This is a genomic window from Bacteroides sp. ET71 (assembly GCF_023336905.1).
Lineage (GTDB): Bacteria > Bacteroidota > Bacteroidia > Bacteroidales > Bacteroidaceae > Bacteroides.
The window spans coordinates 1-15064 of the sequence record NZ_JAMBLS010000020.1; the positions used below are offsets into that span (position 1 = coordinate 1).

The following is a 15064-nucleotide window of genomic DNA, read 5'->3' on the forward strand; positions in this document are numbered from 1 at the left end:
GGAGTAAGGTTAATAGGTTCAAAATTAGTTCAGTGCAAGGTGCAAGCCTATTTATATATATAGGCTCGCACCTTGCACTTGAAAAAAAGGCTGAAAAAATATTGTCAAGAACTTGCATGTTTCAAAAATGTGTAGTACTTTTGCACTCGCAATCGAAAGGTGACACGATGGTGTCATAAGCTACGAAAATTGACAAAATGAAATCGTAACCAAGTCGTAACCATTAAATTTTAGGTTACGCATAAGTTACTGATTAAAAAGATATTATAAGCGGCAGGTACGATTACCGTCCGCACCGCTTCTGAAGAAGTAAGCACTAAGAAAAGCTCTGATTCCCAAGGGAATCGGAGCTTTTTATTTGCTGTCCCCGGCAGCAGGTGGACGATGGCCCGATGTCTTTTCCCTTCAAAATAGCCTTCCTTTCTTGCTCAGATATTTAGGATTGTGTATTTTTGTCATTGCTTATTGAACAGTCGTGATGAAACAGAATTTCTATAAATGCGTAAGGTTGGCGGCGGGGCTGCTGTTGTGTGTGTCGTTGACGTTTTGCTCCGGCAAGGCTGGCGGCAAGCCGGTCTCTTCTTCGTCCCGTTCCGTTGGAGATGCGGAATCGACCCCGCAAAACGTTGCCGGACAAGATGCTTTCCCTTTCCCTGCCATTCCCGAAACGATGACCGAACCGCAGGAGCGCAGAAGTTATCTGCTGCTGCATTATTGGGACAACTACGATTTTGCCGATACGGTGTTGCTGCATCGTGCCGACGTGACGGAGCAAGGGCTGGTGAATTATGTGGCTTTGGCCGGGACTCATCCTGACAAGGCGGAGGCCGACGAAGCATTGGGCGTCTTTTGCGAGAAAATAGTCCTTTCGGCCGAAGCTTGCAAGGAGATGCCTGCCTTGGTGGAGAAATATTTGTATGACCCCATGTCACCCATGCGCGACGAGGAACTTTATGCACGTTTCCTCGATGCCTTGCTGGCTCATGCCCCAGCCGAAGACGTGCGGCGTGAGCGTTGGACATTTTTGCGGAAACTGACTGGACGCAACAATCCCGGGCAGGCGGCGGAAGATTTCACCTATTATTTGCCCGATGGGCAACGGCGGACTCTGTCGTCGACCCAGGTGGAAGCCCCGGTGCTGATACTCTTCTTCTACGACCCCGAGTGTGAGAACTGTCATGCCACGTTGCAGGAGATGAAAGGCAACACGCTCTTTGCCGAAGCTGTCAGCAGCGGGCAGGCCCAGGTGCTGTCCATTTATACGGAAGGGAATCTCCGAGTGTGGCGCGACCGCCTGGATGAAATACCTGCTGACTGGACGGTAGGGACCGACCGCGAACTTATCAAGACGCAAGCTTTGTATGACCTGAAAGCCATGCCGGCGCTCTATCTGCTGGATGCCGACAAACGGGTGCTGCTGAAAGACGCTTCTTTCGCTCAAATCTGCGAAACAATGGGTTGGTGAAACCACGTCTCCATAGGAAAACGCCTTTGTTCTTAGCGTATTTTAATGACATTCTTTAGTCGTTTGTCGGGAAAAAAGCGTAATTTTGCGCCCTGATAATTATCATCATAAATACGACGTATGAAACTGGATGTTTTAACCGCCATCTCTCCGATTGACGGACGATATAGGGGGAAGACGGATGTCTTGGCCGCCTATTTTTCTGAGTATGCATTGATCAGATACCGCGTACGGGTAGAAGTGGAATACTTCATCGCTTTGTGCGAATTGCCCCTTCCTCAACTGAAAAACGTAGATAAAGGCGTATTCGAACGCCTTCGTGCCATCTATCAGAACTTCTCGGAGGAAGATGCTGCCTGCATAAAGGAAATTGAAAGCGTGACGAACCACGACGTGAAGGCTGTCGAATATTTCCTGAAAGAACAGTTCGACAAACTGGATGGCATGGAGCCATATAAGGAATTTATCCATTTCGGACTCACCTCGCAAGACATTAACAACACCTCCGTGCCCCTCTCGGTGAAAGAAGCATTGGAACAAGCCTACTATCCGCAGTTGGAGGAACTCATTGCGCAGTTGGAAGCCTATGCGGCCGAGTGGGCCAATATCCCGATGCTGGCCAAAACACATGGACAGCCCGCATCGCCCACACGCTTGGGAAAGGAAATTAACGTCTTCGCCTACCGCTTGAAACAGCAGTTGACCTTGCTGAAAGCTTGTCCCCTGACTGCCAAGTTCGGTGGAGCCACAGGCAATTACAATGCCCATCATGTAGCCTATCCCGCATATGATTGGAAGGCTTTCGGCAATCGTTTCGTCTCCGAGAAGTTAGGCCTGGAGCGTGAAGAATATACCACGCAGATTTCCAACTATGACAACCTGGCTGCCGTTTTTGACGCCCTGAAGCGCATCAACACTATCATGATAGACATGAACCGTGACTTCTGGCAGTATATTTCGATGGAATATTTCAAACAGCGCATCAAAGCCGGCGAAGTAGGCTCGAGTGCTATGCCCCACAAGGTAAATCCCATTGACTTCGAAAACGCTGAAGGAAACCTCGGAGTGGCTAATGCCTTGTTGAACCACCTCGCCGTGAAACTGCCTGTATCGCGTTTGCAGCGTGATTTGACAGACTCTACCGTGTTGCGCAATGTCGGAGTGCCTTTCGGCCATATACTGATAGCCATACAGAGCTCCTTGAAAGGGCTTCGCAAACTGTTGCTGAACGAGCCGGCCATTTCTCGTGACTTGGATAATTGCTGGAGTGTGGTAGCAGAAGCCATCCAGACCATTTTGCGTCGCGAAGGCTATCCGCATCCTTATGAAGCTTTGAAAGAGCTGACGCGCACGAACCACGTAGTCACCGAGTCTTCCATTAAGGAGTTCATTGAAGGCCTGAATGTCGGAGAAGACATTAAGCAGGAATTGCGGGCTATCACGCCGCATAATTATACTGGAATGTAAACGCTTGAAAGATTCTGATTCTAAAAAACTCAATCTACAATTCATAAGGCCGTGAGGCCAAAGGTTTAATTTTATCTGAATAAAACAATGACAACAGAAAACGAAAACTGGCAGGATGCTTCTCCATCAGCAGAGAACTCTGGTGCCGACCGTGAGGGAACCCAGTCTAATAAAGAGAATAACTATTCGCGTGTGCCTTATAACCGTGAGGGAGGAACCCGCCCTTACCGTCCGCGTTTTAACAGCGAGAATGGTGGCAGTCGCCCACAGCGTGCGTATAGCAGCGACCGGCCCTATCGCCCTCGTTTTAACCCGAACAATGAAAACGGCGATCGGCCGCAGCGCCCTTATGGTGGCGACCGTGTTTATAGCAGTGACCGCCCTTATCGTCCGCGGTATAACAGTCCGGAGAATGGGGGAAATGACCGTCCTCAGCGTCCGTTCCGCCCGCAGCAACGTCCCTACAATGCTGAACAGCGTCCGAACCACCCGAGGTTTAACGGCGAGAATGGCGAGCAGCGTCCGCGCCCGTACAATAACGACCGTGCCGCTTACGGCAACGTAGACCGTACGCTTCGTCCGCGCTATAATTCTGCTTCTGGCGACCGTCCTCAGCGTCCGTTCGGCAACAATGCGGGACGTCCCCGTTTCAATAACTTCAATAACGCCGGCAACCGTCCGTATGGCAACGCTCCCCGTCGTCGTACAAACGATTACGACCCTAACGCAAAGTACAGCAAAAAGAAGCAGATAGAGTATAAGGAACAGTTCGTCGACCCGAACGAGCCGATTCGCTTGAACAAGTTCTTGGCCAATGCAGGTGTTTGCTCTCGTCGCGAAGCCGATGAATTTATCACGGCAGGTGTTGTTTCGGTCAACGGGGAAGTGATTACGGAGTTGGGAACCAAAATCAAGCGCGGAGACGAAGTGAAGTTCCACGACCAGCCTGTCAGCATCGAGCGCAAAATCTACATCCTGCTGAACAAGCCGAAGGACACGGTGACGACTTCCGATGACCCGCAGGCCCGCCGTACGGTGATGGATCTGGTGAAAGGGGCTTGTCCTGAGCGCATTTATCCTGTGGGACGTTTGGACCGTAACACTACCGGTGTGCTGCTGTTGACAAACGACGGTGATTTGGCTTCGAAATTGACACATCCGAAGTATCTGAAGAAGAAAATCTATCACGTACATTTGGACAAAAACTTGACCAAGGCGGACATGGACCAGATTGCTTCCGGTATCCAACTGGACGATGGGGAAATCCATGCCGATGCCATCAGCTACACCGATGAGAACAAGAAGAGCGACGTCGGCATCGAAATCCATTCGGGCAAGAACCGCATTGTCCGCCGTATCTTCGAGTCTTTGGGCTATAAGGTGCAGAAGCTGGACCGTGTTTACTTTGCCGGTCTGACCAAGAAGGGTCTGCGCCGTGGCGAATGGCGTTTCCTCACGGAGCAGGAGGTGAACTTCCTACGCATGGGGTCTTTTGAATGATAAATATAATAATGTATAGAGAAGATGGAAAAGATAAGTAGAACAAAGGTGGTTGACCTCTTGAAGCGCGACGATTTCGGGACTTCGGTCAACGTGAAAGGCTGGGTGCGTACCCGCCGGGGAAGCAAGCAAGTCAGCTTCATTGCGCTGAATGACGGTTCTACCATCAATAACGTACAGATTGTGGTCGATGTGGCCAACTTCGACGAGACGCTGCTGAAGGAGATAACCACGGGTGCCTGTCTGAGCGTGAACGGTGTGCTGACCGAGTCGGTCGGTTCCGGACAGAAAGTTGAGCTGCAAGCCCGCGAGATAGAGCTGCTGGGGGCATGTGACAATACCTACCCGCTGCAAAAGAAGGGGCACTCTATGGAGTTCCTGCGCGAAGTGGCCCATTTGCGCCCCCGTACCAATACGTTTGGTGCGGTGTTCCGTATCCGTCATAACATGGCCATTGCGATTCATAAGTTTTTCCACGAGAAGGGATTCTTCTATTTCCACACGCCTATCATCACGGCTTCCGACTGCGAGGGTGCCGGCCAGATGTTTCAGGTGACAACGATGAATCTCTACGATTTGAAGAAGGATGAGAATGGTTCCATCATCTATGACGATGATTTCTTTGGCAAGCAGGCCAGTCTGACGGTGTCCGGGCAGTTGGAAGGCGAATTGGCGGCCACGGCTCTGGGTGCCATCTATACCTTCGGCCCCACGTTCCGTGCTGAAAATTCGAACACACCGCGCCATTTGGCCGAGTTCTGGATGGTCGAGCCGGAAGTGGCTTTTGCCGACCTGAAGGAGCTGATGGATTTGGAGGAAGAGTTCATTAAGTATTGCGTGCAATGGGCGCTGGACAACTGCAAGGATGACTTGGAGTTCTTGAACAAGATGGTGGACAAGGGCTTGATAGAGCGTCTGCAGAGCGTGGTGAATACCGAATTCGTGCGTCTGCCTTATACGGAAGGTATCAAGATTCTGGAAAAGGCGGTGGCTGCAGGGCGCAAGTTTGAGTTCCCCGTCTACTGGGGCTGCGACCTGGCCAGCGAGCACGAGCGTTACTTGGTGGAGGAGCACTTCCGCAAACCGGTCATCATGACCGATTATCCGAAGGAAATCAAGGCTTTCTACATGAAGCAGAACGAAGATGGGAAGACGGTGCAGGGCACCGACGTGTTGTTCCCGCAGATTGGCGAAATCATCGGCGGCAGTGTCCGTGAAGAGGATTACGGCAAGCTGATGGCGCGCATCGAGGAGTTGCACATCCCGATGAAAGACATGTGGTGGTATCTGGACACCCGCAAGTATGGCACTTGCCCGCACGCCGGTTTCGGTCTGGGTTTTGAACGCCTGCTGCTGTTCGTCACCGGCATGGCCAACATCCGCGACGTCATCCCCTTCCCGCGTACGCCGCGCAATGCTGATTTCTAAGCCTTTTGGCAGATAAAATAAAAGCCCGCTCAGAGCGGGCTTTTATTTTAAGTATCGGCGGTTAGCTGAAGAGCGTGATGCCCATAGGCATGTTCATCATTATGTCCAGTACGATGATGAGGTCTTCGGCCTGTTCGCGGGTGACTGGGCCTGCGATGATGGCTTTTACGGTCACCTGGTTGCCGTTGCGCGAGACTTCGGGGGCTTCACCAAAGATCTCGATGTAGTCTTCGGCCTGCTCGTTGAAGCTCTCCTCCAGAGCCCAGGCCCAGGTGGCGTTGGGCAGGGTCAGCGTGGTGGTGAAGTCGGTCAGGGCATCGCCGTCATACTGCGTGGAGATTTCGTAGCGGCTGTTGGCCAGGCCCATGATGTTGTTGTTGGTGTACCGCCCGGTAGAGGCGTCGTAGGTCCCGAATATGGGTGCGTCGGGCAGGTTGTCTTGGCTGAGTCCGGTGTCCCAGGTTTGCATGACGTATTGCGTCGTTTCGCCGTCTTTTCCCTTGAAGCAATCCAGCTTGAACACGATAACCTTGCCGCTCTGCGTGCAACTGATGCCCAGCAAGTCGGCGCGCGTGGCGGGCACGGTCTTCGCCATTACTTTGCGGAGCGTCTGAAGGTAGCGCAGCGATTGGCCCAGCAATGATTTCTGGTCGGTCGTTGCGGATGCCAGGCTGTATTCCTCGTCGCCCATCAGGTCTTCGAACGTGCCGTTGTTCAGCACATTGCTGATGTATTGGGCTTCCATTTCCGATTCACACACCAGGTCGTACACAGCTTCCTGACACACACCGTCTTTGAAGTCGAAGGCGTAGTAACCGGGGTAGTCTTGATAGTCAACACCTTGCGGCGTGTAGGTGCAGACGCCGTTGTCGGTCGAGCCGGACCATCCGGGCGTGTCGGGCACTTGGTCACTTACCAACGCTCCGTTGTCCACGCCGCCATTGCCGCCTTCGTCGTCGTCGCTGCAGGCACACAAACCAGTCATGACGCCGAACAGGGCGCCAAACATCCATAAAATAGCATTTTTCTTCATTTTGATATAGTTTTTCGTTCCCGGCTGCTTCCTCTGCCGGTGTGATGGATGAGGAGGCACAGAAGCTGGCCCGTAGGTAGTAAGGGCGTGTCTCACATGAAATTGTCTTGTGGTCTTATGAGCGGCAAAGTTAACTATAAATTCTTATTATAAGAAATGAAATGTTTGAAAAAATGAGCTCTGTTTTTCTTACAAGTGCATCCGCCTCTTTTTCGGTTTTCACCCCTTTCGTTGCTCTTTTTCGTTGCCCTTTTGCTTGGTGTGCGTCAGAAGCCCGGCCGGTGCTCGAACGAGCCGCGCCTCTTGTTCGGACAAGGCATGGCCGTTTCGTACTCCGGCGTCGCTTTCCTTTTTAAGACTTTGTTTCTGATGCGAAAATCGGCTGTCTTTGTCCGCGGGTCTATCATGTTGTTATTATGGAAATACACTTCCTAAATCGGATGGACGTGGCTTCTTCCTGTTCGTCCCCGCCGCTTTCGCGACCGACTGTTCGTGTCCGCTCGCTGCATACAGACTGTCACTCAAAAAAATACGCAAAACATTTGCTGTTTGCCGGAAAATCCGTACCTTTGCAAGCCGATTATTATCAAAAAAGGTTAAGCGATTAATTCATAGTAAGTTAATGGAGTGTGTCCAACCCATTGCCTGCTGTGAAAAGCGAATTAGTAGTAACAATTTTAAAAACATTTCAAGAGTGGATACTTTAAGTTACAAGACCATTTCTGCCAACAAAACTACGGTGACCAAAGAATGGGTCGTCGTTGACGCTACGGACCAAGTGCTGGGCCGTCTGGGCGCGAAAGTTGCGAAACTGCTGAGAGGGAAGTACAAACCCAATTTTACCCCTCACGTAGATTGCGGCGATAATGTCATCATTATCAATGCCGATAAGGTGAAAATGACTGGAAACAAGTGGACGGACAAAGTCTACCTGTCTTACACGGGCTACCCCGGCGGTCAGCGTGAAATGACTCCCGCCCGCCTGATGGCAAAACCCAACGGCGAAGACAAGCTGCTGAGAAAAGTAGTAAAAGGCATGCTGCCCAAGAACAAGCTGGGCGCCAAGCTGCTGGGCAATCTGTATGTATATGCAGGCAGTGAGCACAAACATGAAGCTCAAAGCCCCAAAATGATTGATATTAACGCACTTAAATAAGAGATAATGGAAGTAGTAAATGCATTAGGCAGACGTAAAAGTGCTATTGCACGCGTTTTCGTAAGCGAAGGAACAGGCAAGATTACGATAAACAAACGGGATCTCGCAGAATACTTTCCCTCAAGCATCCTCCAGTATGTGGTAAAACAACCGTTGAACAAGCTGGGCGTTGCCGAGAAATATGATATTAAAGTCAACCTTTGTGGCGGTGGCTTCACCGGACAGTCTCAGGCTCTTCGCCTTGCCATTGCCCGTGCCTTGGTAAAAATCAATCCCGAGGACAAGGCTGCCCTGCGTGCCGAAGGCTTCATGACGCGCGACCCCCGTGCCGTTGAACGTAAGAAACCGGGTCGTCCCAAAGCACGTCGCAGATTCCAGTTCAGTAAGCGTTAATCAGTTACTCAAGTTAACAAGTGGACAGGTTAACAAGTTAACGAGGTTTTCCTTGTTGGCAAGTCAACTGATAACTCCGACAACTGAACAGCGTTTAGTATCTAAACTACCGGGACTCTTTCTCAGAAGGCTACCCGGCGGTTGGTTTAGAAGAAAAACAAAAAAGAAAGTAAACGAATTAAAGAAACAAAGACTATGTCAAGAACAAATTTTGATACACTGTTGGAAGCAGGTTGCCACTTCGGCCATCTGAAGCGTAAATGGAACCCTGCAATGGCTCCCTATATTTTCATGGAGCGCAATGGTATCCACATTATCGACCTCAACAAAACCGTTGCCAAAATAGACGAAGCTGCTGAAGCTTTGAAACAAATCGCTAAATCAGGAAAGAAAATCCTGTTTGTTGCTACTAAAAAACAAGCCAAGCAAGTGGTGGCCGACAAAGCTGCCTCTGTGAATATGCCTTATGTAATCGAGCGTTGGCCGGGCGGTATGTTGACAAACTTCCCTACTATCCGTAAGGCAGTGAAAAAGATGGCTACTATCGACAAACTGTCGAACGACGGTACGTATGCCAACCTCTCCAAACGTGAAATCCTGCAGATCTCCCGTCAGCGTGCCAAGTTGGAAAAGAACCTCGGTTCCATCGCCGACCTGACTCGTCTGCCCTCTGCTTTGTTCGTAGTGGACGTAATGAAAGAAAACATTGCCGTGCGCGAGGCCAATCGTCTGGGCATCCCCGTATTCGGCATTGTTGATACGAACTCTGACCCGACTAACGTGGATTTTGTAATCCCCGCCAATGATGATGCAACCAAGTCGGTAGAGGTTATCCTTGATGCTTGCTGCGCTGCCATGCAAGAAGGCCTGGAAGAACGCAAGGCTGAAAAAGTGGACATGGAAGCTGCCGGCGAAGGAGCAGTTGTCAACAAAGGCAAGAAACGTGTTGCCAAAGCCCGCCTCGACAAGTCGGACGAAGAAGCTATCAACGCTTCCAAGGCTGCTGCTTTCATTAAGGAGGAAGAAGAAGCTTAAAACATACGGAAGTAGTTAGCAGTCAGAGGTCAGTAGCCGGTGGAAAAATCGTGCACCATGCGCGTGAAAATTCTCCTTACTGCTTCTTCTTGCTGCTGACTACTTCTTATTTTTATTAACCCATATAAAAAGAAAAAAGATTATGGCTGTAACAATGGCTGATATAACCAAGCTCCGCAAAATGACGGGCGCTGGTATGATGGATTGTAAAAACGCCTTGACACAGGCTGAAGGCGATTTCGACCAAGCTATAAAGATTATCCGTGAGAAAGGACAGGCTGTTGCCGCAAAACGTTCGGACCGTGACGCTGCCGAAGGTTGCGTGCTGGTGAAAGCCGTAGATGGCTTTGGCGCTATGATTGCCTTGAAGTGTGAAACAGACTTCGTGGCTCAGAATGCCGATTTCGTGAAACTGGCTCAGGATATCTTGGATGCTGCTGTTGCCAACAAGTGCAAGACTTTGGATGAAGTAAAGGCTCTGAAACTGGGCGATATGACTGTGGCTGAGGCTGTAACTGACCGTAGCGGCATCACGGGTGAAAAGATGGAACTGGATGGATACCAGACGGTAGAAGGTCCTTCTATCTCTACTTATAACCACCAGAACAAGAACTTCCTTTGCACGATGGTAGTTCTGAACAAAGTGGTTGACGAGAAAGTAGGCCATGAAGTAGCCATGCAGATTGCTGCCATGAACCCGATTGCAGTGAACGAAGCTGGTGTTCCCGAAGATGTGAAGAATAACGAGATGCAAGTGGCTGTTGAAAAGACAAAGGCTGAACAGATTCAGAAAGCTGTAGAGGCTGCTTTGAAGAAGGCTGGTTTCAACCTCTACATTGCTGAAAACGAAGAGCACCTGAACGAAGGCATCATGAAGGGCAATATCACGGAAGCTCAAGCTCAGGAAATCCGTGACTTGAAAGAGAAAGTTGCTGCAGAAAAAGCTGCAAACTTGCCTGCTCAGATGATTGAGAACATTGCCAAGGGGCGTATGGCTAAGTTCTATAAAGAGAACTGTCTGTTGAACCAAGAGTATATTCAGGACGCCAAGATGACCATTGCCGACTATCTGAAGTCGCAAGACAAGGAGCTGACGGTATTGGATTTCAAACGCTTTACGTTGCGTGCTGAATAATAGTTCTTTCAGGACTATATGAGATAAGAGGAGGGTGTGTCCGTTGGATATATCCTCCTCTCTTTTTGATATGGATTGGCCTGATTGCGGAGTTTGGGGTGTCGATTGGCCTGATTTTTTCTTATCCGGCAGTTTTCGTCTGAGTGTATCCGGCTTTCAAAAGCAGTTCGGCTACTTTTTGTTTGAAGTCGCCTTGCACGATAATTTCTCCGTCTTTGGCTGATCCCCCTACGCCACATTTGCTTTTCAACATTTTGCCTAATTCTTTCAGGTCATCGTCAGTACCTACAAAGCCGGTGACAAGGGTCACCACTTTCCCGCCGCGGTTCTTGCGGTCCAGGCTGACGCGTAGACGTTGCTGGGAAGGGGGGAGGGTGCTTTCTTCCTGTTCTGTTTCTGTTTCATAGTGGAAGTTCGGGTTGGTAGAGTATACGATGTTAAGCCGTTCTTTCCAATCGTTATTCTTGTTGTCTTTTCTCATATCGGTAAGGGAGTAGTTGGTTATTCTTCATAGCATTTATGCTCCCCCGGCAGTTCATTGGGGGAGAGCTTACGCTATCACGCTCCAAAAATAGCATATTTTTGCCAGAGTAGGAAAAAAAGTGTACCTTTGCTCTACCATATACTATATATTAAAGGAAAAAGACCATGAACTGCCTCTCGCTTAAAAAAGCTACTCTTCATGTTCCCGAACCGACGTTACGTCGATTACCGTGGTATCTTTCCAATGCCAAGCTGTTGAGAAAGAAAGGGGAGCGCTTTGTCTCGTCTACACGGATAGCGGCAGAAATAAACATTGATGCTTCTCAGGTGGCAAAAGATTTGTCGTATGTGCACATTGTAGGCCGTACACGGGTGGGGTATGAAGTGGATTCATTGATTGCTGTGCTGGAGGACTTCCTGGGGTTTAGCCAGATGCACAAAGCTTTCTTGTTCGGGGCCGGTAGCTTGGGCGGAGCGTTGTTGTGCGATTCCGGATTGCAACATTTCGGGTTGGAGATAGTGGCGGCTTTCGACGTCAATCCTCAACGGATAGGGACAGCGCCAGGAGGCATCCCGGTTTTTCATACCTCTGAGTTTGAGCGGAAGATGAAGGAGTATGACGTGCGCATTGGTGTGCTGACTGTACCTATCGAGATTGCTCAGGAGGTGACAGACATGATGGTGCAAGGAGGCATACGGGCGGTATGGAATTTTACTCCTTTCCGTATCCGTGTGCCCGAGCATATTGTGGTACAGAATACTTCTCTTTATGCCCATTTGGCATTGATGTTTAATCGGTTGAATCTTATTGGTGATAAGGAATGAAAATAATAGCGGTAGGCATGAATTATGCCCGGCATAATGTGGAGCTGGGACATGCCGGGAATGATACGGAGCCGGTCATCTTCTTGAAACCGGATTCTGCGTTGCTGAAAGACGGGAAACCGTTTTTTTTACCTGATTTTTCTTCTGATGTGCAATATGAAGCGGAGGTGGTGGTGCATGTTTGCCGTCTGGGCAAGTGTATAGCTCCGCGTTTTGCCCGTCGGTATTATGATGCTGTGACGGTGGGTATTGATTTCACTGCGCGTGATTGGCAGAACCGTTTTCGTGCCGGGGGATTGCCTTGGGAGTTGTCGAAGGGGTTTGACAATTCGGCCGTTATCGGCCGTTTCCTGCCGTTGGAGCAGTTGGGAGGAGATGTGCAGCGGTTGGACTTCCATCTGGACATAGACGGCCAGACGGTGCAGCAGGGATGGACGGGCGACATGTTGTTCCGTGTGGATGACATCATCGCTTACGTCAGCCGATTTATGACACTGAAGATGGGCGACTTGATTTTCACCGGGACGCCTGCGGGTGTAGGCCCTGTGGCTGTGGGGCAACGTTTGCAAGGCTATTTGGGCGTGGAGAATGTTTTGGACTTTTATGTAAGATAATAATGTTATAAGGGCTTTATGGCAAAGATTCGCGTGGGATTCGGGTATGATGTCCATCGTTTGGTGGAGGGGCGTGAACTGTGGTTGGGTGGCATCCGTCTGGAGCATGACAGGGGCTTGTTGGGACATTCGGATGCGGATGTCCTGATTCATGCTGTTTGCGATGCCCTGTTGGGGGCGGCGAACATGCGTGACATCGGTTATCACTTTCCGGATACGGCCGGGGAGTATGAGAACATTGATAGCAAGGTGTTGCTGCGGAAGACGGTGGCTCTGCTGGCTTCGAAGGGGTATGCCGTGGGCAATGTGGATGTGACGGTCTGTGCCGAACGTCCGAAGTTGAATCCGCATATTCCGCGTATGAAGCAGGTGCTGGCTGCCGTGATGGGGGTGGATGAGGAGGATGTTTCTATCAAGGCTACTACGACGGAGCGGCTGGGCTTTACGGGGCGCGAGGAGGGCATCGCGGCTTATGCCGTGGTGTTGGTAGAGCGGGCGGCCTTGGCTTGTGAGGGCGGGAAGCCTTTGTAGCGGCGGAAGGTGCGGCAGAAGTAGGCCACGTCGTTGAAGCCGCAGGCGTAGCATGTCTGAAGCTCTACGACCTGTCCGTGCGCGAGTAGCTCAAGCGGCACTGGCTGATGAAGACGAAAAGCGCTGCGCCTGCCCGGGCGTGACGTGTGTGTTTATGAACGATGGGAGGGAGGCCGCAGGGTCTCCCTCTTTCCGTTTCGGCCCCTTGCCTCCGGGCGGTGCGATTTTTCCGGAAATATGTGGCTCGGAGATTTGGATTTCTCCGGTCGATTGCCTATATTTGCCTCGTGACCTTCGGACAATCGTCCCATGGTCATGCCAAGCCGGAATGGCGGTGAACCCGGTAACTTCTTGTTCTTTTTTTCTGACAAATTCGGAAGATTCGGGGAGAAAATCCTTCTATTGACCGGAATACTACGTAATCCTTCTGGGAATGGTACGGAACGATTCCCGGAATGGTACGGAACGATTCCCCACCCCCTTCTGTAAGGTGTCAGGAGACGGCTAAACTTATAACTATGCCCTACTATAAGAAAAAGAAGAAAAAAATTAACGGAAAGTGGTATCCACAATCCGTTACCGTGGGCGATCCTGTGACGACTGACGAGATTGCCCAGTTGCTCGCCGATTTCTCGTCGGCCAGCGTAGGCGATACGTACAACGTCCTGAAGAACCTGGCTCGGGCCATGAGCATCTACATGAGCAATGGCCGCTCGGTCAAGTTGGATGGCGTTGGCACGTTCTACTATACGCTGACAGCCGCCGGCCAGGGTGTCGATACCCCCGAGGAGGTGAATGCCAACCAGATCGTAGGCGTGCGCGTGCGTTTCTTGCCGGAATATTCGCGTGCGTCCGACCATACGGCCACGCGAGCCTTAGTGCCCGACAAACTGAAATGGGAAGAGTGGGGCGGCGAGGCGACCGGTTCCACCACCCCCGGCACCGGCGGCGAGGACGGCGACGACAGCGGCCAAGGCACCTTCGGCTGACCATAGCCGCATGAACAAGGAGAGGAGGATATGCTAATCCCCACCGCGGGGGGCATATCCTCCTCTCTTTTCGTTCCAGCCTCCGGCTGCGTGTCACTTGCCGTACGACGCCGGTACGAACGGAGCTTCCAGCAAGTAGTCCAAACTCTGCTCGACGCTCTCGATGACAGGCATCGAATAGCGTTCCACTTCCACCACGATGCCCTCCACGCCGGCCGTCTGCGCGTTGCGGAAGATGGCGTCGAAGCCCACCATGCCGCTCTGCCCGATTTCCATCTCATCCTTGATGTGCAGCAGGCGGAAGCGGCCGGGATACTTCTTGAAATATTCCACCGGGGCAGCCTGTCCGCGCACCACCCAATAGACGTCCATCTCGAAGAATACCAGCGACGGGTCGGTGTGTTGCAACATGTAGTCGTACATCACTTCCTTGTCCTCTATCTTCTGGAATTCGTGCGCATGGTTGTGATAGCCGAACTTCATCCCCGCAGCCTGGCAGCGGCGGCCTATCTCGTTGAAATAATCGCAATACGTCTGCATGTCTTTCAGCGTCTTGGGCACGTCCATCCACGGCATGACAATGTATTTCATGCCTGCGGCTTTGTGGGCGGCAATGGTCTGGTCCCACCATTTCAGCGACTCTTCGCAGTTGCCGCTGGCCAGCTCCTCGTCGCTCAGCGTGCGTCCCACGTGCGACGACAGCACCTCCATGCCATATTTCTCTATCAACGCCTTGAACTCTTCCGGCGTCCGTCCGTACAACTTCCCGTCGCCATAGTTGGCAGCCTCCACGCTCGTGTAGCCCATGGCAGCCAGTTGTTTCACTACCGGCTCCAAACTGTCGGGTTGCGACAACAAGTCGCGTACTGAGTAAAGCTGTACGCATATCTCCTTCTTCTCCTTCGGCGCATCGGTGGCAGCCGCCTGCGTCGTACATGCCGTCTGCACCATGCCCATGCATGCTGCGGCGGCCATTATCATCATTTGTTTTATCTTCATAGTCTTCTGTC

The 15064-nt window shown here is 51.2% G+C and carries 15 protein-coding genes; 12 read left to right on the forward strand and 3 right to left on the reverse strand.

All coding sequences use genetic code 11. The annotated features are described in order from the left end of the window. The first annotated feature begins 478 nt into the window (after nucleotides 1–478). The 4 genes from M3090_RS10565 to asnS all read left to right on the forward strand — a co-directional run bounded on the left by M3090_RS10565 (nucleotide 479) and on the right by asnS (nucleotide 5860). On the forward strand, nucleotides 479–1465 hold the full coding sequence (locus M3090_RS10565) for a DUF5106 domain-containing protein (protein ID WP_249056029.1): 987 nt from the start codon (nucleotides 479–481) through the stop codon (nucleotides 1463–1465). A gap of 120 nt (nucleotides 1466–1585) precedes the next feature. Continuing rightward, the gene (gene purB, locus M3090_RS10570) at nucleotides 1586–2932 is read left to right on the forward strand and encodes an adenylosuccinate lyase (protein WP_249056031.1); all 1347 of its coding nucleotides are present in this window, start codon (nucleotides 1586–1588) and stop codon (nucleotides 2930–2932) included. 87 nt (nucleotides 2933–3019) lie between these two features. Next, on the forward strand, nucleotides 3020–4432 hold the full coding sequence (locus tag M3090_RS10575; protein ID WP_249056033.1) for a pseudouridine synthase: 1413 nt from the start codon (nucleotides 3020–3022) through the stop codon (nucleotides 4430–4432). 24 nt (nucleotides 4433–4456) lie between these two features. After that, nucleotides 4457–5860 carry an asparagine--tRNA ligase gene (asnS, locus tag M3090_RS10580; RefSeq protein ID WP_249056035.1) on the forward strand — a complete coding sequence of 468 codons (1404 nt, stop codon included), beginning with the start codon at nucleotides 4457–4459 and terminating at the stop codon, nucleotides 5858–5860. A 61-nt stretch (nucleotides 5861–5921) separates the two neighbouring features. Here asnS and M3090_RS10585 read toward each other — a convergent pair whose 3' ends face one another. Beyond that, on the reverse strand, nucleotides 5922–6893 hold the full coding sequence (locus M3090_RS10585) for a hypothetical protein (RefSeq protein WP_249056037.1): 972 nt from the start codon (nucleotides 6891–6893) through the stop codon (nucleotides 5922–5924). A gap of 694 nt (nucleotides 6894–7587) precedes the next feature. Here M3090_RS10585 and rplM point away from each other — a divergent pair. From rplM to tsf, 4 genes are all read left to right on the forward strand, one after another. Next, nucleotides 7588–8049: a 50S ribosomal protein L13 gene (rplM, locus tag M3090_RS10590; protein WP_249056039.1), complete on the forward strand. Its 462-nt coding sequence runs from the start codon at nucleotides 7588–7590 to the stop codon at nucleotides 8047–8049. Nucleotides 8050–8055: 6 nt separating this feature from the next. Further along, nucleotides 8056–8442 (forward strand): 30S ribosomal protein S9, encoded by a 387-nt coding sequence (gene rpsI / locus M3090_RS10595; RefSeq protein ID WP_249056041.1) that lies wholly within the window; start codon nucleotides 8056–8058, stop codon nucleotides 8440–8442. Between the two features lie 195 nt (nucleotides 8443–8637). Continuing rightward, a complete protein-coding gene (rpsB, locus tag M3090_RS10600) occupies nucleotides 8638–9477 on the forward strand; it encodes a 30S ribosomal protein S2 (RefSeq protein WP_249056043.1) in 840 nt (279 codons plus the stop codon). A 142-nt stretch (nucleotides 9478–9619) separates the two neighbouring features. Beyond that, on the forward strand, nucleotides 9620–10612 hold the full coding sequence (gene tsf / locus M3090_RS10605; RefSeq protein ID WP_249056046.1) for a translation elongation factor Ts: 993 nt from the start codon (nucleotides 9620–9622) through the stop codon (nucleotides 10610–10612). Between the two features lie 121 nt (nucleotides 10613–10733). On the opposite strand, the gene M3090_RS10610 is transcribed toward tsf, so the two are convergent. After that, nucleotides 10734–11093, reverse strand: coding sequence for a translation initiation factor (locus M3090_RS10610; protein ID WP_249056048.1), 360 nt, complete (start codon nucleotides 11091–11093; stop codon nucleotides 10734–10736). A 167-nt stretch (nucleotides 11094–11260) separates the two neighbouring features. On the opposite strand from M3090_RS10610, the gene M3090_RS10615 reads away from it, so the two are divergent. The 4 genes from M3090_RS10615 (at nucleotide 11261) to M3090_RS10630 (ending at nucleotide 14054) form a co-directional block, all read left to right on the forward strand. Further along, on the forward strand, nucleotides 11261–11920 hold the full coding sequence (locus M3090_RS10615) for a redox-sensing transcriptional repressor Rex (protein ID WP_249056050.1): 660 nt from the start codon (nucleotides 11261–11263) through the stop codon (nucleotides 11918–11920). Continuing rightward, a complete protein-coding gene (locus tag M3090_RS10620) occupies nucleotides 11917–12534 on the forward strand; it encodes a fumarylacetoacetate hydrolase family protein (RefSeq protein WP_249056054.1) in 618 nt (205 codons plus the stop codon). Before M3090_RS10615 ends, M3090_RS10620 begins: the two co-directional genes overlap by 4 nt. A gap of 18 nt (nucleotides 12535–12552) precedes the next feature. Then, nucleotides 12553–13065, forward strand: coding sequence for a 2-C-methyl-D-erythritol 2,4-cyclodiphosphate synthase (gene ispF / locus M3090_RS10625; RefSeq protein ID WP_249056056.1), 513 nt, complete (start codon nucleotides 12553–12555; stop codon nucleotides 13063–13065). A 518-nt stretch (nucleotides 13066–13583) separates the two neighbouring features. Beyond that, nucleotides 13584–14054, forward strand: coding sequence for an HU family DNA-binding protein (locus M3090_RS10630; RefSeq protein ID WP_249056059.1), 471 nt, complete (start codon nucleotides 13584–13586; stop codon nucleotides 14052–14054). Nucleotides 14055–14147: 93 nt separating this feature from the next. Here M3090_RS10630 and M3090_RS10635 read toward each other — a convergent pair whose 3' ends face one another. Then, entirely contained in the window at nucleotides 14148–15047 is a 900-nt protein-coding gene (locus M3090_RS10635; protein ID WP_410553235.1) for a sugar phosphate isomerase/epimerase family protein, read from the reverse strand. Nucleotides 15048–15064: the final 17 nt, after the last annotated feature.